The sequence below is a fragment of the Bradyrhizobium sp. YCK136 genome, from assembly GCF_044570075.1.
Taxonomy (GTDB): Bacteria; Pseudomonadota; Alphaproteobacteria; order Rhizobiales; family Xanthobacteraceae; genus Bradyrhizobium; species Bradyrhizobium diazoefficiens.
In genome coordinates, this window is record NZ_CP172424.1 from 143,826 (window position 1) to 164,064 (window position 20,239).

Consider the following 20,239-nt stretch of genomic DNA (forward strand, 5'->3'; position numbering starts at 1 on the left):
CAAGCGAAAGCCAAGGGCTGAGAACATTTTCGCTTTACTCCAAGAACTGCCGTCTCGGTGCTCAGCTGCCTTTTAAGGGATGAACTGATGAGATGGTCTTCGAACCCGCGCGGGCGATGCAAGTACCAAAAGGTATCTCTTCTGGCGTCGTGAGGAGGAGCAGTCGGAGCGAAGCGCCGGTACTGCTCGGCTGGGAAAGCGCACTTCAAGTTGTTTAGATCTGAGCAAAGTTGCTATGACATGAGCAGGAATGAGTAGGTGAATTGTTTTAGAGAGGCGCTGACGCGCTGATGAGGTGCAGATGATATTCCCCGCATCTATATACAAGGAACGTCCCCAGCCCTCCCTAATGGAGGCACAGAGGTATTCTAATTGAAGGCGGGAATGGACCAAAGACTGTTGCGGAACGGCCAAGGGAACGACCTTCGGTTCGAGCGTGTCCCCCTGACGTTTGAACCCGATATGCGTGCGGACGTATTCGCTCTGAAGAACAACAAAACCGTTGCGCAAACCTTGGCCCATCCACGGTACGCGGGTTTGCAATCTGTCATTTCGCCTCGGCACCAAACTGCGCTCCACAGCCCCCTGGGTGATTTCCTATTGAGAATGAAAGCCGAGGGGGATCTCACGTACCGCCGTTTTCTGAGAGCTATGGCGGAATCTGGGTGATGACGGTGTGAGGAAGGCGGCGTATCGAGGCGGGTGACGAGCCTGCCAGAACCTCTCGAGGAGAGCGATACGCCATGACCGAGACTACCAATGTTCTTGCTTTCCGTCAGCCGTCCGCGGTTGATGATCCACTGACCGATATCGTTCGAGCCGGCGCGCGGGACCTGCTTGCCAGGGCGATCGAGATCGAGGTTGGCGCGTTTCTGGCCAGCACGGCCAATCTGACGCTGCCCGACGGTCGAGCGCGCCTGGTCCGACATGGGCACGGTCCGGTGCGCGAGATTGCGACCGGCATCGGTCCGGTGGAGGTCGCTCGTCCCAAGGTCCGCGACCGCGGAGCGAGCGGGCCAGGCGACCGCCTCCGCTTCAGTTCGGCAATCCTGCCGCTATGGGCGCGGCGGACGAAGAGCCTGGATGCCTTGATCCCGGTCCTCTATTTGCGCGGCATCTCGACCGGCGACTTCCAGGAGGCGCTCTCGGCGCTGCTCGGCAAGGATGCGCCGAACCTGTCGCCTTCGGTGATCGCCGGCCTGAAGGCCGATTGGCAGGTCGAGTACGAACGCTGGCAGAGACGCGATCTGTCGGCGCGTCGCTATGTCTACATCTGGGCCGATGGCGTGTACCTGCAGGCCCGCATGGAAGATCACAGCGAATGCATGCTGGTGCTGATTGGCACCACGCCGGAAGGCAAGAAGGAGCTGATCGGCTTCCAGGTCGGCGTGCGCGAGAGCGCGCAGAGCTGGCGCGAACTCCTGATCGACCTGCGGCAACGCGGGTTACGGATTGCCCCGCAACTCGCCATCGGCGACGGCGCCCTCGGCTTCTGGAAGGCACTGGACGAGGCCTTTCCCGGCACGCGGCACCAACGATGCTGGTGCCATAAAGTGAGCAACGTACTCGACAAGGTCGCCAAATCCGTGCAGGGCCCCATGAAGAACGACCTGCGGAACATCTATCTGGCCCCACACCGGGCCGAAGCTGAAACCGCGATCGACGTCTTCGTCGAGAAATACCACGTCAAATACGGACGTGCGGTGGAGTGCCTGATCAAGGATCGCCATGCGCTGCTCGCCTTCTTCGACTTCCCTGCTGAGCACTGGATCCACCTACGCAGCTCGAACCCGATCGAGAGCGTCTTCGCCACGGTGCGCCACCGAACGGTGCGGACCAAGGGATCGCTGTCGCAACAAACTGCGAAGCTGATGGTGTTCAAGCTCATCGACGCCGCATCGAAGACCTGGCGGCGATTGAAGAGCACGAACCAGTTGCCGAAAGTCATCGCCGGTGTAAAGTTCATCGACGGAATCGAAGTCATTCCGAACACTGAAAGCCACGCCGCCTGATCAGGCCGCGTCACCCAAAATCAGCCATAGCTCGTTTTCTGAACAAGCATGGTGATCTAGCCCGTCCTATTCGTGAGAGTGCGTTTTTCTAGTCCGATTGATGTGGCCGCACATCTGCTCTGACGAGGCGCACAGGATTGCCTTCGGCTTTTCACCGCCTGACGACCCGTACTTTGCAACGCGCTTGAGGGATAGGTTGGGCGAACGGGGGGCGGACGCCCCGCCGGTCAAGGACTGAGCGGCAGCAGCGCGCCGGGCAAGCCGCGGATCAGGTCGGCTTCGGGACATGCCGCGGCGAACGCAAGGCGAATGCGGCTCGTGGTCTCGACCACACGGGCAGCGAGTTTCAAGAGACGAAGACGCAGCGTCGCGAACTCGGCAGCGGCCAATTCCCGGGCTTTGGGAATGGCGTCGCGCACGGTCAGCATCAGCCAATAAGCGGCCGTATGGAGCACGAGACGGACCTGGTTGGCGAGCGCCGAACGGCAGCTGGTGCGGTCGGAGGCGAGCTGCGTCTTATGCAGCTTGATCAGATTCTCGGCTTGGCCGCGCGCGCAATACAGGCTGTCGTAGATCCACTCGGCCGAGCCGACATCGAGGCTGGTGACGACGAAGCGGATGTCGAGGCCGAGCATCGTCGCCTCAATACGGGCGACAGTGCGCCGTTCGCGATCCCAGGACTTTGCCTTGTGGCGCGTCTCGGTATAGCCACGCAGAACCGGCAGGTTCTCGATGGCGCGTCGCGTGCGGATGTCGTCGGCGACCTCGTCGACTTTTCTGGCGAGAGGCTTGGTGCCGGACAGACCGAAGATGTAGTCGATGCCGTTGGTCTCGCACCACGCCATTGCCTCCGGCCGGGCATAGTGCCCGTCGCCACGGAACGTAATTTGCGTGTTGTGCCATCGCGTCCGGATATGCCGTACCAGGCGGCGCAGATGGGCACGCACCTCGACGCCGCCCGGCGTCTTGCCGGGCCGCAGCACGACGGCCACGGGCCGGCTCTTCTCCGTGTCGTAGACGTGGATCGGCAGGAAGCAGCGTTCGTCATAATGAGCGTTGAACAGCGAGAGCTGCTGATGGCCGTGGACGACATCGCAGGTATCATCGATGTCGAGCGTGACGGATGCCGGCTCGCGCGGGTAGCTATCCATCCATGCGTCGACCAAAATGTAGGTCAGTCGGATCACGTCGCGCAGGCGCGGAGCATTCTCCAGCCGCGACAGCGTCGGCTGGGAACACAAATCCCGGCCCGTGTCCGGTAGGCGACCGCAGGCCAGCTTGAATGCCGGATCGGACCGCAGATGATCGAGGTCGTCGGCGTCCTCGTAGCCGCAGCAGATCGCGAACATGCGCGCGCGGAACATATCGACCAGGCTGTGCACGACCCGCGTCGGATCGCGCCGATCCGGGAACACCCGGGCCAAATTGTCGGCCAAACCGAGACGCCGCTCGGCCATCGCCAGAAGCATCACGCCCCCGTTCGAGGTTAGGCGCCCACCATCGAAGGCAGCTGTGACTTTCTTGGCGTGAACGGCTGGAAACGAGAAGGGCGGAATCGTATCGTCGGTCATGGCGGGCGTGGCGTTCGCGGTTGGAGGTGATGGGGTTGGCTTCGCAACCGAATCCTACGCCGCATCAGCGCTTTACCCCTCAGGCGCACTCTTACGAATAAGACGGGTTAAGTTGAAGAAAGATTGAGTGACTCCCGATCATTTCTGTGCCGAAACGTGGAGTCGCGGTCGTGCCGCGTCCAAAGAAACCGGCGCGAGCGGCCTATTAGACGCGGTAGGTGATCAGCCTCCGAAACGAGACTATCAAGCATGAAGAGATCGAGCGCGAGGCAGAGGTTTTATTTGTGTTGAATTCTTGCTTCTCGATAGTGGTCTGAAATCGTATCATCGGTCATGGCGGGCGTGGCGTTCGCGGTTGAAGGTGATGGGGTGGCTTCGCAACCGAATCCTACGCCGCATCAGCGCTTTACACCACGCTCGCCAGCCTCTCAGGCGCCCTCTCGCGAATAAGACGGGCTAGAGTACCGTACATTTCAAATCGCCGATCCTCGGTACTTAGGTGCGATGGGCGTATATGCGTACTTCGTCGGTGACGATTTGAAATACATCGGTCGCTGCAAAGACTCGATGAAGAAGCGCATCAACCATGGTTATGGAAAAGTGCACCCGAAGAACTGCTACCTCGATGGGCAGTCCACGAACTGCCATCTGAATGCGCTCATAGCCCCATTACGTGAGAGCGTCTCTTTATGGCTTTGCGTCCTGAAGGCTGATGAGATCAATGCAATCGAGTTGGAGCTCATAGGGCAGTACCGACCTGCGTGGAATGTCATGCATACTTAGAGGAATGCCTTTTTAGGGATGCGATGAGTTCGAGTGGAATAGATGGTGATTGAAATCATAGAAGAATTTGACAAGGGATAGGTGATGTATGGTGTTGTTATGCATTTGGGGTGACGCTTGCGTCACCCCACCCACTGCCAAGTAAGTTTCCTTGGCAGTGCGAAAAGATCTGCAACATGCAGTGAACTCATCATCTTTGCTCGACGCGGGTATCCAAACCTATTCAGATCACTTCGTAAGCGACGTTCGCGTCCCATTCGCAAAGGTTTGGCGTGGGGATTGCAGTCTGTTGATCAACGTGTTTGCAAATCGTTGGCGGGGGGTATGGAGGCGGCAACGACGGAGAATTACGAGGTGCGGCCGAACGACCAGGGCAGGAGCTCGTCGATCCGGGACTGCGGGTGACCGGTTGCGATCGCTTTGAGCGTCGCTTTCATCCAGACGTAGGGCTCCACGCTGTTGATTTTGCAGGTGGCGATGAGCGAAGCTATGCGCGCCCATGAACGACCACCTTCGTCGTGACCAGCAAATAAACTATTTTTACGCGTCAGAGTCAGCGGCCTGATTTGATTTTCGACGGGATTGGTGTCCATCTCAACGCAACCATCGTCGAGAAACAAGGTGAGGCCATCCCAATGGTTCAGGAGATAGGCGATCGCCTTGCCCATCTCGCTGCCCGGCGACAGGCGAGCGGCTTGCTCGCGCAGAAACCTCTCGAGTTCAGCGACGAGCGGCCGTGATCGCTCGTTACGGGTCGTTTGCCGAGCCGGGGCGTCGGCGCCACGGATCTCCTTCTCGATCGCATAGAGTGCGGCGATGCGCGCGAGAACGGCTTCGGCGATGGGTGAGCCGGCTTTCGGAGTCGCTGCGATGATCTTGCGCCTTGAGTGGGACCAACATGCGGCCAGCCGCAGCGGCACGCCGCCTTTGCGCTTGGGCCGTGCGAGCCGATGATAGCCCTGGTATCCGTCGACCTGAAGGATGCCGTCGAAGCCCTCGAGGATGCGCTCAGCATGGTCACCACCGCGTCCTGGCGCGTAGTGGTAGACCACGATTGGTGGATCAGCGCCGCCGTGGCCGCGATCGTCGCGCAGGACAGCCCACAGATAGCCGGTCTTCGTTCGGCCCCGGCCCGGATCGAGCACAGGCGCCCTGGTCTCGTCTATGAACAAGCGGCCCGATTGCTTCATCACGACGCTCATGCGCTCGACCAGCGGCGCGAGGTGGAAGGCGACCGTTCCCATCCAGTCTGCCAGAACGGCGCGATCGATGAAGATGCCATGCCGAGCCAGAACCTGCGACTGACGATAGAGTGGCATGTGCTCGCTGAACTTGGCGACCGCCACCTGCGCCAGCAGCGCCTCGGTGGGGATGCCACCCTCCACGAGATGGGCGGGCGCCGGCGCCTGAGCAACACCGGTGCAGCCCTTTGCGCAGGCGTAGCGCGGTCGCACCGTCTCGATCACACGATACTGGGCGGCCATGACATCGAGACGGCGGGAGCGATCCTCGCCGATCTGGACCATCCGGCCGCAGCCGCAGGGACACTCGAGGTTCTCGGGTTCGATCACCTGCTCGATGCGCGGCAGGTGCGCGGGAAAGGCACGGGCAGCGCGCCTGGTCCGGCGGCTGGACGGCGCCGTGCCGGCGCGGCGCGCACGATCGTCCTGGCGTTCCTGGACTTCGGCGATGGCAATCTCGATGTCCTCGAGAACCAGTTGCATCTGATCGGGATTGAACTTCTCCGAGCGTTTACCGAAACGTGCGCGCTCGTACTCCTTCACGAGCAGTTCGAGGCGTTCGACGCTCTCTTTGGACGCAGCCAGTTCACTCTCGACATGAAGGCGCGCCGAGCATTCATCGTCTGCGCGACGACGCTCGGCTTCAATCATCGCTTCCTGCGCGCGGAAGAGCGCGCGCAAATCGGCGGGCAGCGCTGCAAGACGGGCGGGATCAATGGGGGACGGCGGCACATCCGCAAGCTATCATCCCAAAGCCCCGCGCGAAACAGGTTGTCGGGTCTGAGTCAGTTCGCCGCAGCTGGCGTCGCGACAATCCGTTCGCCCACTCGCTTCCAGTTCAGCCCTTCAAACGAGGGGATTGAGGAATGTCCCTGATAGTGAGTCTGACGAATCATTTCCGGAGGTGGTCGAGGTTCGGGACCCCCACCATCCTTTGTGGGGGCGCTCATATCGAGTGATTAGGAAGATCGGTCAGCGAGGCCGAGGCATTCCCGCTTCGTATGAAGTTGAGTATCGCGCAGGAAGCAGTCTTCTGATTCAAGCAACCGCAATCGAATATTATGAGCAAGAGGCAAATCAGATTAAGCTGAGTATGGAGGCTCTACTCGAGCTTTTATCGACAGCGGATTGTCCCGACGCACATGAGCATGGATCCAGCCGATCTTTGGTCGACGCTGACGCCCGCGCTCCGACGCCAGATCGTCGAAGACGTCGCCGCAATTTTGGCGGAGATCCCTCATGAAGTCCGAGCTGGTCACACCAAGCCACTTGGCGCGCAAAGCCGTAGTCTACATCCGGCAGTCGACGCCCCATCAGGTCGTAAGCAATCAGGAGAGCCTGCGCCTTCAATACGCGCTTCGCCAGCGCGCCCGCGAACTCGGATGGCGTGAGGCGGCCATCGACGTGATTGATGCCGATCTCGGGTTGAGCGGCGCGTCTATAGCACAGCGTAACGGCTTCAAGGAACTCGTTGGCCGTGTTGGCCTGAGTGAAGTGGGACTCATCCTGTCGATCGACGTGACCCGCTTGGCGCGTAATTGTACCGACTGGTATCCGCTCCTGGATATCTGTGGTCTACGTGGCTGCCTGATCGCCGACCGCGATGGTGTCTATGATCCGGGCACTCCCAACGGACGGTTGCTTCTCGGGCTGAAGGGTTCGATCTCCGAGCTTGAGCTACATACGATCCGCAGCCGGCTGACCGCCGGCCTGCTGGCCAAAGCCGAACGCGGCGAACTTGCGGTTATGCTGCCAATCGGGCTGATGCGGGACCCGAGCGGTGTGGTCGTTAAGGATCCCGACATGGCCGTGCAAGGGCGGCTCGGTCTCGTCTTCCAGTTATTCCTGCAGCTGCGCAGCGTTGCCAAGGTCATGCGAGCGTTGAACGAGCGTGACCTGGAACTGCCGCGTCGTGATCGATATGGCGATTTGTGCTGGACGCGCGCGACGCTGGCTGCCGTCGCGGCGATCTTGAAGAACCCCGCATACGCGGGCGCCTTTGTCTATGGACGAACCCGCTTCCGGCCGCCGAAGCGGGAGGGGGCCCTGCCACAAAAGGCTCCGCGGCCGATGGAGGAGTGGCGGATCGTCGTTAAAGATCGATATCCAGCCTATATCGACTGGCCAATTTATGAAAAAATCCGATCCGTCATCAGAGATAACCGAGCCGAATACATGCGCATCAAAACCCGCGGCGCGCCTCGCAATGGCGAGCTCCTGCTCCACGGCATTGCCTGGTGCGCACGATGTGGCCATAAGATGTACGTCCGCTACAAGGGCGGCGGCGAATATGTATGCAATCACCTGCGTACCCAGGAAGGTCAGCCAACCTGCCAACACATCCGCGCCGCCCATATCGATGCAGCCGTTGGCGACGCATTCCTAACCGCACTAGCGCCGGCCGAACTCGATGCCTTGTCGCGCTCCCGCCGGGTGCAGCAGCAGACGAACAATGCGCTACGCTCCAGTGCAGAACGAGAGCTCGAGCGCAAGCGATACACGGCGGCGCTCGCCGAACGGCAGTTCAACCGAGCTGATCCAGATAATCGGTTGGTCGCCTCGGAACTCGAGCGTCGATGGGAAGCGGCGCTAAACGACGTGCGCGCCGCCGAAGAGGCGCTTGCCCGACAGACGCCGCCCAAAGCCATCACACAAGTGGCCATAAGCAAGGAGCTCAACGACAAGGTCATCAGCCTCACCGGCCGCCTCCCGCAGATATGGGGTGACGAGACTATCTCGGATGCGCATCGCAAGGCGTTGTTGCGATGTCTCATCGAAAAGGTCGTTCTCGACCGCGGTGAGCGCGACTTGGCCCTGGCTAGGATCGTCTGGCGGGGAGGCGCCGTGACGGAGCTCGAAGTGAAGATGAGCGTCAACTCCGTCACCAGATTGACGCGAGGCACAGAGATGCGGGAACGCCTTCTGACGCTCGCTCGCGACGGCGTCCCAGACGACAAGATCGCCACAATCCTTACTCGGGAAGGTCACCGCTCTCCCCGTTGCGCCGATAAGGTGCTGCCTATCACCGTTGGGCGGCTCCGTCGTGCCGCCGCCATCAAGGTAACTGCCCAGCGCAGCCGATGGGAGCATGACGACTCATACCTCAGCCCGCCCGAACTGGCCCGAAGGCTCGAGATTCCAGTAAACTGGCTCTATGTTCAGATCCGAACCAAGCGTTTGCTAATTGATCGCCAGCCCAGCGGCGCCTATCTCTTCCCGAATACACCATCCGTTCTTCACGCCATCGGAGACCTTCGAAACCACGTCATCGCGCAACTTGATCTAAGAATCTGTCAGCCTAACAAGGAGGGGCATCTTCGAACTGCACGCGCGTCAGATGCATGACGCCGTCGCTGATCTGCGGCCACTCGAAACGACCATCGCGGCCAAGGCGCTTGTAGACCAAAACGAGGCCCGTGCCGTCCCATAGCAAAATCTTCAGCCGGTCGGCGCGCTTCGAACGAAAAACCACGATCAGGCCCGAATGCGGATCGAGCCCAAGCGTGTTTTGCACAAGACCGGCCAGCGCGTCGTGCCCGCACCGGAAGTCAACAGGACGCACAGCAAGCACAATCCGCAGTCCCTGCGCCGGAATGATCATGCGCCGCGCTCGATCGCAGTCACGATCTCCGCGATCCGCACCGCCGACACGTCCGCATCCAGGCGGACCGAAACCTTGCCAATCGTAATCTCGACGGGCCCCTCGCTCTTGCCTGACGCCACTGGATCGCTCAGCTCGATCGACACGAAATCCGCCGCGTCGTCCGTGACCAATGCGAGCCGGCCAGCACGCGCCAATCTGCGCCACCTCGTCAACTGCTGGGCCTTCACACCATAACGCCGTGCGACATCACATACCCGGGCGTCGGGCTTCATGCTCTCGAAAACAGCGCGCCCCTTGATCTCCGCAGACCATAACCGGCCTCCAGAACGCGTCCGGCGCGTAAGCTTCCCTACAAAGCCATCAGCTTCGGCTTCCTCCCCCGATTGTTCCATCGCCTTCAGTCTCCTCTTGGCTCTCTGACCAGCCAAGAATCGCAGAGCGAAAGCCGAAGCGAAACCAGTCAATCAAATGGGAGAAAAGCTCCGCTTACATCACTTCGATGGTTGAGACCGACCGAGCACCCATGGCCGTCCCACTAGGGATTGCCTCGCCGGCCCTTGTTCAAAGGAATGCCAAGGCTACGAAATCGCCTTATTGGGCAAGCTTTTGCACCTCCTCATACCGATAGAGGACCATCGACACGGGGCTTCGTTTGCTCAAACGAACGGGCGAGAGAACGCCTTCCTTTTCCAACCTGATTATTGTGGCCACGCTCACGCCCAGAAGCTTGGCAGCTTTGGCGCGCGAAATCAGCCAGGGTCGTTGTGCGACGGAATCCAAGGGGTGGGACGAAAAATTGGAGCGCATAGTGCATATCCTTCAGCGCGACCGGCCGAAGACCGATCGTTGCGCAACATGAAGGATCACGCCCCTAGTGTGTCCGGACACGACAGCTGTCGTGCGCGCCATTAGGTAAATGACCTAGTGTCGGAATTACCCTGTAACCAGAATTTCACTGGCCCGATTTGGACCGACACCAGCCGGGACATGGGATCCCAGCCTAATTGACGATCTAGGGTGAACCGGCTTCAAATTCCAGAGCTATGACATTCAGCTGCGAGCTTTTTTTGGCTCGGCACGTCTGGAAGGGCTCTACGATCGCTTCAAGCCGATGCTGACGACGTTTTTCTTGGGGTGGACGATCCGATCGATCTGTGAAGCCAGTGCTTCGTACGCCGCCTTCTTCTCAGTGTAATATCCATAACGGTCGTATGTGCCGCGAACACCCCCGAGCGTATGCCCAAGACAAATCTCGGCGTGATCGGGAGGAACCCCTGATCGGCTCATAAGGGAGCGAGCCGTGCGCCGAAGATCGTGCAATGTCCAATTCGGAATACCTTGCGCGCCTGGATTACTTGAGTTGGCCACGACCGCCTTGTCAAAGTCCATCTTAAACTTGCTGAAGCCGCTGATTGGAGATCTTCCGTCTGTACTGAAAATGAAATTGCAACCGACAATATGAGCGAGTGGCGACAAGACGCGGATAGGTGCCGATCTTTCTGCTTTGTGCCTTGCCGTTGGCGTAGGTTATCACCCTCCATGCCTTGGTTCCCCCCGAACTCAGTACGAGAACCAGGGCGAGACCCCGATCGATGGTGTCAATGAAGGTGACTTGCTTTTTCCCCGTCTCAGCACCGCCATGTCGGTTTATTGCTTTCGCCCAGGTTAGGTTGCGAACCCAAGCTTCGGTTATTTTCTTGGCTGGCATGGGCAACCCCAGAAATAATCAATGCGATAATCAGTGTAATCACTGCCTGGTGAGATGTCGCGATTTGAGTGGATTTGAACCGATATAATCACGTATCTAGTTGATTTTTAACATGGAAATAGAATTTGGCAACTGGATTTAGGGTGCCTTAACTGGATCTGGCGTCATCAACTCTGTCATTCGTAATGACGGGGTCGGGGGTTCGAATCCCTCTTGCGGCACCAGCGCCCCGAATTCATCCTGTTATCACAGACAAGCGTCTCAACCGAAGCATACAGCCGGCATGAGTGCGCGGGTTCAGGATCGCCCAGTCGCCTGCGTGATCGTGATCACATAATGTCGCGTGTATCTCCCATAGCGTCCCGGTCACGCCAACACGGGGAGATTTCACATGCGGAAGATCATTCTGGTGGCCGCCATGGTCCTGGCTTCAGCATCTGCTCAGGCGGCCGGTCCACGCAGCCTCTCGCTGGCCACGGCGAGCGAACAGGCCTCGGCGCCGCAAGCGACGGCGACAATCGCCGTGACGACGCAAGTGAGTGAAGCCGCACCCGTCACCGAAGCTCCGAAATATGTCGACCGTCCGCCGGCGATCTCGGCCCCTGCGCCTGCTGCGGCACCCGCCGTAGCCACGACGACTTCAGCGCCCGCCGCGACCGCAACGAAGACCACGGCGAAAGTCAACAAGCCGAAGCACAAGCGTACCTGGACCGAAGGCCGCATCATCAGCGAGCTGCATCGCCACGGCATCTATTGGTAAGCGGTCTTTGCGCCCCACCCTCGCCGTCACGCCCCGGGCAAACGCGAGGCGCGTGTTCGCGCCAGATGTCCCGGGCATCCATGACCTTTCCACGCAGGCCCAAGAACGTTGATGGCCGGGACAAGCCCGGCCATCACGCAAGAGTTTTCGATCCGGTCGAACGCGTTACTGCGAAACCGTCTGCACCACGCTTCCGATCGGACGCGCGCTCGAGGTCGGCACCTTCAGGTCCTTCAGCAGCGCCTCGTCATATTCCGGCAGCGTCTGGAAGGTGGTCTTGGCCTTTATCTGCACGATCTTGTAGCCGCCGGCCTTGAGCCGCGCGAGCAGCGCCGGCATGGCTTCGCCGGTGTGCTTCTGGAAGTCGTGCATCAGGATGATGCCCTTGCCGAGCTTGTCGAGCCTGCCCATCACGGTCTCGACGATCTTCTCCGGCGTCGCGCCCTTCCTGAAGTCGAAGGAATCGATGTCGGTCGAGAACATCGCGACGTTGCGGGTGCCGAAATAGCTCACCATCGCCGGATTGTGCTGAAGCTGCGGGAAGCGGAAGAACGGCGCGGGATTGGTGCCGAGCGCGAACCTCACTGCGCTAAAGCCCTTCTCGACCTCGTCCTTGACCTGTTGCTCCGTCATCTTCTTGCTGTTCAGGTTGACATGCGACCAGGTGTGCGTGCCGACCGTGTGGCCCTGGGCCAGAACCTGGCGCAGGATCTCCGGGTGGTAGGTCGCGTGCTTGCCGACCGAGAAGAACAGGCCCTTGGTGCATTCATCCGCGAGCGCCTTCAGCACTGCGGGCGTGTTGACCGGCCACGGACCGTCGTCGAAGGTCAGCACGACCTCCTTGTCGGTGAGGAAATCGAACTGCTTGAAGTGCTCGAAGCCAAAGCCGGGACCGCCGGTGGTGTCGATCTCGACCACGCGGGCGACGCCGAGGGCGTTCGGATTGGCGCAGGTCGATCTCTGCTGAACCGGCATGGCCGGAGCGGGCGCCGGCGCCGGGGCGGCTGCCGCCGGCTTGCCCGCGAGCGCCGCGGTGGTCTCGACGTCATCCTTGGCGGCGAGCTTCGCCTGTGCCGGCAATTGATCGGCGGCACGGGCGGCCATTGTCTTGGGAGCGGCCTGATCGGCGCGCGAGGAATAATAAAACCAACCTCCGGCGGCGATCACGACCGCCGCAACTACACTGGCCAGCATCAGGCCCAACGCATTACGCATCGTTACTCTTTCCAATTACGCAACCAAACCTGCGGAATTTCCCGCGCGACGAGCCATTAATGCGAAGGAACAGTTAACGTGACACCAACGCGACGGCGTTTGCGCCGGATTTTCAGCGAGGTGCGCCAATGTGACCGATGTCACAGTTGGGGTGCATCCAGTGACCGTCATCACAGTGGAAACTGTTTTGCTGGAGCATCGTAGTTCCCATCAACAATGGGCTCCGCTTGCAGCGGCGCCAATGGGAGCTTCAAATGACCAAGTCGTTTACGGCCAAGTCGCTTACCGCCAAGTCCTTGAGCAGCAAGATCCGCGACACCAGCCTGGCTCTGGGCTTCGCCGCCATCGTCTCGATCGTCTCGACGACTTCGAGCTTCGCCTTCTCGGCCGAGGCGCAGCAGCAGTGCACCGGCGATGCCTTCCGCCTGTGCTCGTCGGAGATCCCCAACATCCCGAAGATCACCGCGTGCATGATGAAGCATCGCTCGGATCTGAGCGCCGGCTGCCGCGCGGTGATGGACAAGGACCTCGCCAAGGGCGCGTCACGCAAGGTCGCTGACGCTCAGGGCAACCAGTAAGAGCACACAGCGATCGTTGCGTCGGTTAGCTCCCCTCGCGTTGTGCCCCGGCGTCAAGCCGGGGCCACGCTGTGGCGCGATGCAGCCTGTCAATAAAGCCGTTGCGGCTCCGGGATCGTCGCACTAGCTTCGCCCGCACATCTTCCGGGTAAGAGGCATTACGCGATGACCAGATTTCTTTTGATCGTTCCTTTTCTTCTGTGCGCATCTGGCGCCTCCGCGCAACAACAGCCCGGACACGACGCCTGCGCGCGCGACGTCACGCGCTTCAGCCGCCCCGTGATGAACAATGGCGACCAGGCTGTGCTCGCCTGCCTCAAGCAGAACCGCACGCGGCTCAGCAAGGGCTGCGACAAGGTGTTGACGGAGCACGGGCAGTAAACGTGATTGTCGTCCCGGCGAAGGCCGGGACCCATACCGCGTGATCTATCGATAGAGCGCGACTAGCTGTACAGGACTCGGTCGCAACTCCGAGTCTTCGCCAAACTTTTGCCTGTGGTTATGGGTCCCGGCCTTCGCCGGGACGACGGCAGAACCTACGTGCTGCTCCCCGCCGCGGTCGCAACCACTGGCAGCACCTCGCTTGCTCCCTGGTCCGGCGTCTCTTCCTTCCAGCGCACCGAGCCGAACGGACGCTCCAGCATGCGGCGGACGCGCACCGGCTCGGGGCCGATGTGGAAGTCGATCGCCTGCTGATGCAGCGCGCGTTCGGATAGGGTCGAGCGGTTGCGCTGGCGAAGATAGTCGAACCAGGTCGGGCAGTGATAGCGCTCGGTCCACAATTCGGGGTCGGCGATGTCGCGCGCGATCGACCAGCCATAGGCGCCGTTGCGCTGCCTCGAGAGCTGCACGTCCTGCATCACATTGTGGAAGGCGCGCGCGTTCTCCTGAGACACCCGGTATTCGATCTCGACCACCAGCGGTCCGCTGCGGCCGGTGAGCGACAGCCTGACTTCGGGATCGGCCAGCACCTCGGCGTCCTCGTTGCGGGCGCCGACGCGCGGCATCGTGAGCCAGATCCCGAGCAGCGGTGAGATCAGCATCAGGCCTGCCGCGACCAGAAGCGCGACCTCGACGCCGGCATAGTCGGTGAGATGGCCCCAGCCCCAGGCGCCGATCGCGATGCCGCCGGAGATCGAGGCCTGGAACGCTGCCAGCGACCGGCCTGCGACCCAGCGCGGTGCCGAGAGCTGCACGCCGATATTGAACAGCGCGACGGCGGCCATCCAGACCGCGCCGGCCAGCACCAGCGCGGTCGCCGTCAGCACCGGTTCTGTGCTCACGGCAAGGGCGGCCATCGCAAAGGCCATCGAGATGGTGCAGGCGCGGATCGCGGACTCGCCGCTCATGCGCTTGCGCAATTCGTGGATGTTGAGCGCGCCGATGACCGCGCCCATGCCGAAGGCGCCGAGCATGATGCCGTAGGTCTGCGCGCCGCCATGCAAGAGGTCGCGCGCGACCAGCGGCATCAGCGCCATGATGGCGCCGCCGATCAGGCCCATCACCAGCGTGCGCAGCAGGACGATCTTGATCGGCGGCGAATTGGTGATGTAGCGGAAGCCCGAAACCATGGCGCGGTTGAGCTTCTCGCGGGGCAGGCGCGAGGGCTCGGTGCTGCGCCGCCACAGCAGCAGCACGACCAGCAGCGGCAGATAGAGGATCGCGTTGCAGGCAAACGCCGCCACCGCGCCGAGCGCGGCGACGATGACACCGCCGACCGCGGGACCGAAGCTACGCGCGATGTTGTAGCTGATGCCGTTCAGCGCGACGGCCGACGGCAGTGCTTCGGGCGGCACCTGCTCGCTGACCGAGGATTGCCAGGCCGGGCCGAACAGCGCGTTGCCGCTGCCCACGACGAAGCAGAAGGCGAGCAGCGCTTCCGGCGTGATCAGCTTGAGCCCGGCCAGGATCGTGAGCGCAGTCGCGCCGGTCAGCGCGATCATGAGCGAGACCAGGGTGACGATGCGGCGGTCATACATGTCGGCGATGGCGCCCGCCGGCATCGAGATCAGCATGATCGGCAGCATCAGCGCGGTCTGCACCAGCGCCACCTTGTCGGCCGAGGCCGCCATCTGCGTCATCGCCCAGGCGGCGCCGACGCCCTGGATCAGCAGGCCGAGATTGGAGAGCAGGCTGGCGAGCCAGATGCGCCGGAACACGGTGTATCGCAGCGGCGCGGCGATGCCGTCGGCTGCGATTCTCTGACGGTTCGGCTGCTCGGTCATATCCCCTTCCATATGGGCTGGCAGAAGTGGTCCTGGCGATTCCGGCGGATTCAGTGATGCCCGCGAAAGTCCTTCGCTGTCCAGTGGTTAGGACGCTATAAGCGGTGCAAAGAGGCGGTTTTGCCGGGGAGGAACAGATGAAGCTGTCGCGACGGACGATCCTGCAAGGTGCCGGCACATTGCCTTTTGCGCTTGCGAGCGTCCGGATGGATGCTTTCGCTCAAACCGCGCCCGCGGCGCAGGGCGCCGAGGTGCCGCCGATCCTGTTCGTCCACGGCAATGGCGACTACGACGCGCTCTGGATGACCACGATGTGGCGGATGGAATCCAATGGCATCGCGCGCGATCGCATGCTGGCGATCAACTTCACCGATCCTAATGCGCGGAGCGACGACACGGTCGAGCAGGCGAACCGCTCCTCGACCGAGGACCAGCGCCGTGAGCTCGCCGCCGCCATCGCCGAGCTGAAGCGCCGTACCGGTGCGGCGCGCGTGGCGCTGGTCGGCAGCTCGCGCGGCGGCTATGCGATCCGCAATGTCATCAGGAACGGCGGTGTGGCTGACGTCAGCCACGCCGTCCTGTGCGGCACGCCCAATCACGGCGTGTTCGCGAGCGACGACCAGCCCAACAACGAGTTCAACGGCCGCGGCGTTTTCCTGCGCGGGCTGAACGGGGGCGAGAGCGAGGTGACGCCGGGCACGGCTTTCCTCACCCTGCGGAGCGATGGCATGGACAAATACGCGCAAGCCGACGGCCGCTTCATCGGCAAGCCCGGCACGCCGACCGGTGTCACCGCCGAGGGGCCGGAGCTGCGGGGGGCCACCAATCTCGTGCTCGGTGCGCTCGATCATCGCGAGGTGGCGTTTCACCCGCGCGCGTTCCGCGAGATCTACAAGTTCATCGCCGGCCGCGAGCCCGCGCGCATCGCGATCGTGCCGGGACCGAGCGTCAGGCTGAGTGGCCTCGTCACGGGAACGCCGGGCGGCGTGTCCACCAATCGGCCGGTGGCGGGCGCAACCGTCGATATCTTCCGCGTCGATCCGGATACCGGTGAGCGCAACGGCAATGCCGTGCACAGCGCGAAGACCGGTGCTGACGGCCGCTGGGGGCCGGCGCAGGTCGAACCCTCCTGGCCGCTCGAATTCGTCCTCGCGTCGCCGGATGCGCCGACCACGCATATCTATCGCTCGCCCTTCCCGCGCTCGTCCGACGTCGTCCACCTGCGTGCCGCGCGCCCGCTCGGGCCGGCGGACAAGGATGCCGACGCAGTCGTGATCATGTCACGTCCGCGCGGCTATTTCGGCCTGCCGCGGGACGTGGTTCTGCTCGACGGCAAGGAGCCGGCCGACGTCAAACCGGGCGTACCCACGGATGCGACAGCAACATTGCGGCTTCCGGCCGGCGAGATCGGGCGTAACATCGTGGCCCAGTTCGGCGAAGAACGGATCGTGGCACGCCTCTGGCCTGCCGCCGAGAACAGGATTGCGGTTGCCGAGCTGACTTACTAGCTATTTGCCTGCGTCACATCTGCGGGAGAGAGCCATGAACATCGCCAGCGTGCGGCGGCCCATCATCCCCCCGACGCCGCCGCGTGCCCCCGACGACATGTCGTTCCTCGGACGGGTCGCTGTGATCAGGCAGAACATGATCGCAACCTGGGGACAGCGCGCCTATGAGGAAGACGTTCTCGAGGGCCGCTTCTTCCTCCATAAGAGCTTCATCCTGAACCGCCCGGACGCGATCCGGCATGTCCTGCTCAGCAATTACGAGAACTACACGCGCACGCCGGCCGGCATTCGCATGCTGCGTCCCGTGCTCGGCGAAGGCCTCCTGATTGCGGAAGGTCATGCCTGGACGTTTCAGCGCCGCACGCTTGCGCCGGCCTTCACGCCGCGCGCCACCGCAAATCTCGTTCCGCACATGACGGCGGTGCTCGACGAGACCATCGCGAAGCTGGATGCGCGCAGCGGCGAGACCGTCGATCTGCGCGAGGCGATGCAGCGCATGACGCTCGAGATCGCCGGGCGCACGATGTTCTCGTTCGGCATGGACCGGCATGGCGCCACCTTGCGCAACTTCGTCGTGGAATATGGCGAGCGGCTGGGACGGCCCTATTTCCTCGACATGCTGCTGCCGGTGTCCTGGCCGAGCCCGATGGATTTTGCCCGCGCCCGTTTCCGCAAGCGCTGGACCGAATTCGTCGCGATGCTGATCGCAGAGCGGCGCGCCGCCGGGAAAAAGGACGGCGCGCCGCCGCGCGACCTGTTCGATCTCATGGACGAGGCGCGCGATCCTGAAACGGGCAAGGGCTTTTCGGACGAGCAGCTTATCGACGAAGTCGCGACCATGATTCTCGCCGGTCACGAAACCACGGCGACCGCGCTGTTCTGGGCGCTCTATCTGCTCGCGCTCGATCCTGATACGCAGGAGGAGGTGGCGTCCGAGACCCGCGGCGAACATCTCGACAGCATGGCCGACATCGATCGCCAGAAATTCACCCGTGCGGTGATCGAAGAAACCATGCGGCTCTATCCGCCCGCCTTCCTGATCGCGCGTGCCGCGCGCGCGAAGGACAATGCGGCTGGAATCGAGATCGGCAGGGGCGACATCATCATGATCGCGCCCTGGCTGCTGCACCGGCACGAAAAGCTGTGGGATCAGCCGAACGCGTTCGTTCCAAAGCGTTTCATGTCGACCGAAGCACCCGACCGTTTTGCCTATTTGCCGTTCGGCGCGGGTCCGCGCGTGTGCGTCGGCGCGCCGTTTGCGCAAGCCGAATCCGTGCTGGCGCTGGCCCGGCTGATCGGTGCGTTTCGCGTCGAGCTGGTCGATACGGTTCCCGTGATCCCGCATGGCGTCGTCACGACCCAGCCGGACCGCTCACCCATGTTCCGAATCACGCGTCGGTGACAGGCGCTCGCCTGGCCGATGGCGTGATCCACCCTAGATAGAGTTACGCCATGAGCGACATCCAGGCCCAGTTTTCCGTTCTGAAGCAGACCGCCGATCCGAAGGCGGTCGATGAGATTGCGCGCCTCATCGAGGACGGCGAGGATCACGAGCTCAACCGCGTCAATGTCCTCGATTTCGCCAGGCAGCATGGTGTCGACGAAGAGCGCGCGATCTCCGCCTTCCTGCATTCGGCGCGGCTCGGGCTGTTCGATCTCGGCTGGAACGTGCTGTGTCCGGGCTGCGGCGGTGTGCTTGGCGCTCACGCGACGCTGAAGGCGCTCAAGCCCGACGACTATCACTGTGCGCTCTGTGCCTGCGGTTACAAGGCCTCCGTCGACGACCAGGTCGAGGTCTCCTTCACCGTGAACCCGCGCGTCCGGCGCATCGCGGCGCACGACCCGGATACGCTTCCGGTATGGGAGTATTTCAAGCAGGTGTTCTGGAGCTCCGGCGTCGACTTCAACAAGGAATCGTTTGCGACGCTGGCCAATGAGGTCACACTGGATACGATGGAGCTGCCGGCCGGCGAGAAGGCGACCATGTCGCTGCAGCTGCCGAACGACTTCATCATCATCTTCGAGCCGGTGACGCACGCCGCTCATTTCATCGACGTCCAGGGCGAGCCGACCAAGGACCGCCAGCAGCTCGCCATCATGTACAACAGGGTGCAGGCGCCGACGGGCACCACGACCATGCGGCCGGGTCCGCTGCGGCTGTCGCTGGAGAACCAGGCCGGCGTACGCGTGCTGCCGTCGGTGTTCATCGCGGCCGAGGCGCTTCATCACCTCATCGGCAAGCGCAAGCCGTTCCTCACCGCCAAGCGGATGCTGTCGAACCAGACGTTCCGCGATGTGTTCAAGGCGGACAATCTCAGTGTCGATCAGCGGCTCCAGATCACGTCCCTGACATTTCTGTTCACGGATCTGAAAGGATCGACCGCGCTCTACGAGCGGGTCGGCGATCTCGCCGCCTTCGATCTCGTGCGCGCGCATTTCCATGCGCTGCTCGAGATCATCTCCTCCGAGAAGGGCGCGGTGGTGAAGACCATCGGCGACGCCGTGATGGCGACCTTCGTCCGTCCCGAGCACGCGATCGTCGCGGGCCTGCGGATGCGTGCGGCGATGGACGTGCTCAACAAGCAGCGCGGCACCGCCGATCTCATCGTCAAGATCGGCATCCATGAAGGTCCGTGCCTCGCGGTGATGCTCAACGAGCGGCAGGATTATTTCGGCCAGACAGTCAACATCGCCGCCCGCGTGCAGAGCCTGTCGACCGCGCAGGAGATGCACGTCACGGGGGCAGTGCTGGACGCGCCAGCCGTAGCGGAAGTGCTGAAGCAGCGTGAGATCAGGCCGATCCAGAAGCAGGCCGCATTGCGCGGCATCGCCGACAAGATGGTGGTGTACGAGATACCGTGAGCCACCGTCATTCCGGGATGGCCCGAAGGGCCAGACCGGAATCTCGAGATTGTAGCGCGAGATTCCGGGGTCGCGCTTCGCGCGCCCCGGAATGACAGCGAACAGATTGCCGAAACGTAATGCAGCGCGGGGAACTGACGCACGTTGCGCCGGTTGAGTTTCCCGCACATAT

16 protein-coding genes are annotated in these 20,239 nt (G+C 62.1%); 8 read left to right on the forward strand and 8 right to left on the reverse strand.

The features are described 5' to 3' along the window. Positions 1-743 precede the first annotated feature (743 nt). The gene (locus ACFLEY_RS00675) at positions 744-2,012 is read left to right on the forward strand and encodes an IS256 family transposase (protein ID WP_038952271.1); all 1,269 of its coding nucleotides are present in this window, start codon (positions 744-746) and stop codon (positions 2,010-2,012) included. 227 nt (positions 2,013-2,239) lie between these two features. On the opposite strand, the gene ACFLEY_RS00680 is transcribed toward ACFLEY_RS00675, so the two are convergent. Together ACFLEY_RS00680 and tnpC are read right to left on the reverse strand one after the other, a co-directional pair. Further along, complete coding sequence (locus ACFLEY_RS00680) at positions 2,240-3,583, reverse strand: IS1380-like element ISBdi2 family transposase (RefSeq protein ID WP_396604471.1); 1,344 nt, start codon at positions 3,581-3,583, stop codon at positions 2,240-2,242. Between the two features lie 1,130 nt (positions 3,584-4,713). Continuing rightward, the gene (tnpC, locus tag ACFLEY_RS00685) at positions 4,714-6,258 is read right to left on the reverse strand and encodes an IS66 family transposase (protein WP_224517700.1); all 1,545 of its coding nucleotides are present in this window, start codon (positions 6,256-6,258) and stop codon (positions 4,714-4,716) included. Between the two features lie 588 nt (positions 6,259-6,846). On the opposite strand from tnpC, the gene ACFLEY_RS00690 reads away from it, so the two are divergent. Beyond that, positions 6,847-8,952, forward strand: coding sequence for a recombinase family protein (locus ACFLEY_RS00690; RefSeq protein WP_060909278.1), 2,106 nt, complete (start codon positions 6,847-6,849; stop codon positions 8,950-8,952). Here ACFLEY_RS00690 and tnpB read toward each other — a convergent pair. The 4 genes from tnpB to ACFLEY_RS00710 all read right to left on the reverse strand — a co-directional run bounded on the left by tnpB (position 8,906) and on the right by ACFLEY_RS00710 (position 10,919). Continuing rightward, entirely contained in the window at positions 8,906-9,208 is a 303-nt protein-coding gene (gene tnpB, locus ACFLEY_RS00695) for an IS66 family insertion sequence element accessory protein TnpB (protein WP_060909277.1), read from the reverse strand. The genes ACFLEY_RS00690 and tnpB overlap by 47 nt on opposite strands. After that, the gene (locus ACFLEY_RS00700) at positions 9,205-9,603 is read right to left on the reverse strand and encodes a transposase (RefSeq protein ID WP_026193420.1); all 399 of its coding nucleotides are present in this window, start codon (positions 9,601-9,603) and stop codon (positions 9,205-9,207) included. Before ACFLEY_RS00700 ends, tnpB begins: the two co-directional genes overlap by 4 nt. A 700-nt stretch (positions 9,604-10,303) precedes the next feature. After that, the gene (locus ACFLEY_RS00705) at positions 10,304-10,600 is read right to left on the reverse strand and encodes a hypothetical protein (protein ID WP_129557413.1); all 297 of its coding nucleotides are present in this window, start codon (positions 10,598-10,600) and stop codon (positions 10,304-10,306) included. A 1-nt stretch (position 10,601) separates the two neighbouring features. Then, complete coding sequence (locus ACFLEY_RS00710; RefSeq protein ID WP_129557414.1) at positions 10,602-10,919, reverse strand: DUF4102 domain-containing protein; 318 nt, start codon at positions 10,917-10,919, stop codon at positions 10,602-10,604. Between the two features lie 391 nt (positions 10,920-11,310). Here ACFLEY_RS00710 and ACFLEY_RS00715 point away from each other — a divergent pair, with 391 nt between their 5' ends. Then, positions 11,311-11,679, forward strand: a complete 369-nt coding sequence (locus ACFLEY_RS00715; protein WP_011083392.1) for a hypothetical protein — start codon at positions 11,311-11,313, stop codon at positions 11,677-11,679. A gap of 165 nt (positions 11,680-11,844) precedes the next feature. Here the strand turns inward: ACFLEY_RS00715 and ACFLEY_RS00720 are convergent, their stop codons facing one another. Continuing rightward, entirely contained in the window at positions 11,845-12,894 is a 1,050-nt protein-coding gene (locus tag ACFLEY_RS00720) for a polysaccharide deacetylase family protein (protein ID WP_060909659.1), read from the reverse strand. 254 nt (positions 12,895-13,148) lie between these two features. On the opposite strand from ACFLEY_RS00720, the gene ACFLEY_RS00725 reads away from it, so the two are divergent. Continuing rightward, positions 13,149-13,472, forward strand: a complete 324-nt coding sequence (locus tag ACFLEY_RS00725; RefSeq protein ID WP_211434162.1) for a hypothetical protein — start codon at positions 13,149-13,151, stop codon at positions 13,470-13,472. A gap of 165 nt (positions 13,473-13,637) precedes the next feature. Further along, positions 13,638-13,853: a hypothetical protein gene (locus tag ACFLEY_RS00730; RefSeq protein WP_396604472.1), complete on the forward strand. Its 216-nt coding sequence runs from the start codon at positions 13,638-13,640 to the stop codon at positions 13,851-13,853. 155 nt (positions 13,854-14,008) lie between these two features. On the opposite strand, the gene ACFLEY_RS00735 is transcribed toward ACFLEY_RS00730, so the two are convergent. Further along, positions 14,009-15,697, reverse strand: coding sequence for an MFS transporter (locus ACFLEY_RS00735; RefSeq protein WP_011083388.1), 1,689 nt, complete (start codon positions 15,695-15,697; stop codon positions 14,009-14,011). A gap of 137 nt (positions 15,698-15,834) precedes the next feature. On the opposite strand from ACFLEY_RS00735, the gene ACFLEY_RS00740 reads away from it, so the two are divergent. Genes ACFLEY_RS00740 through ACFLEY_RS00750 form a run of 3 tightly spaced genes read left to right on the forward strand, consistent with a single transcriptional unit; the run spans position 15,835 to position 20,067 of the window. Next, positions 15,835-17,205, forward strand: coding sequence for a hydrolase (locus tag ACFLEY_RS00740; RefSeq protein WP_060909661.1), 1,371 nt, complete (start codon positions 15,835-15,837; stop codon positions 17,203-17,205). Between the two features lie 34 nt (positions 17,206-17,239). Beyond that, entirely contained in the window at positions 17,240-18,607 is a 1,368-nt protein-coding gene (locus ACFLEY_RS00745) for a cytochrome P450 (RefSeq protein WP_060909662.1), read from the forward strand. Between the two features lie 50 nt (positions 18,608-18,657). Next, the gene (locus tag ACFLEY_RS00750; RefSeq protein WP_211434163.1) at positions 18,658-20,067 is read left to right on the forward strand and encodes an adenylate/guanylate cyclase domain-containing protein; all 1,410 of its coding nucleotides are present in this window, start codon (positions 18,658-18,660) and stop codon (positions 20,065-20,067) included. Positions 20,068-20,239: the final 172 nt, after the last annotated feature.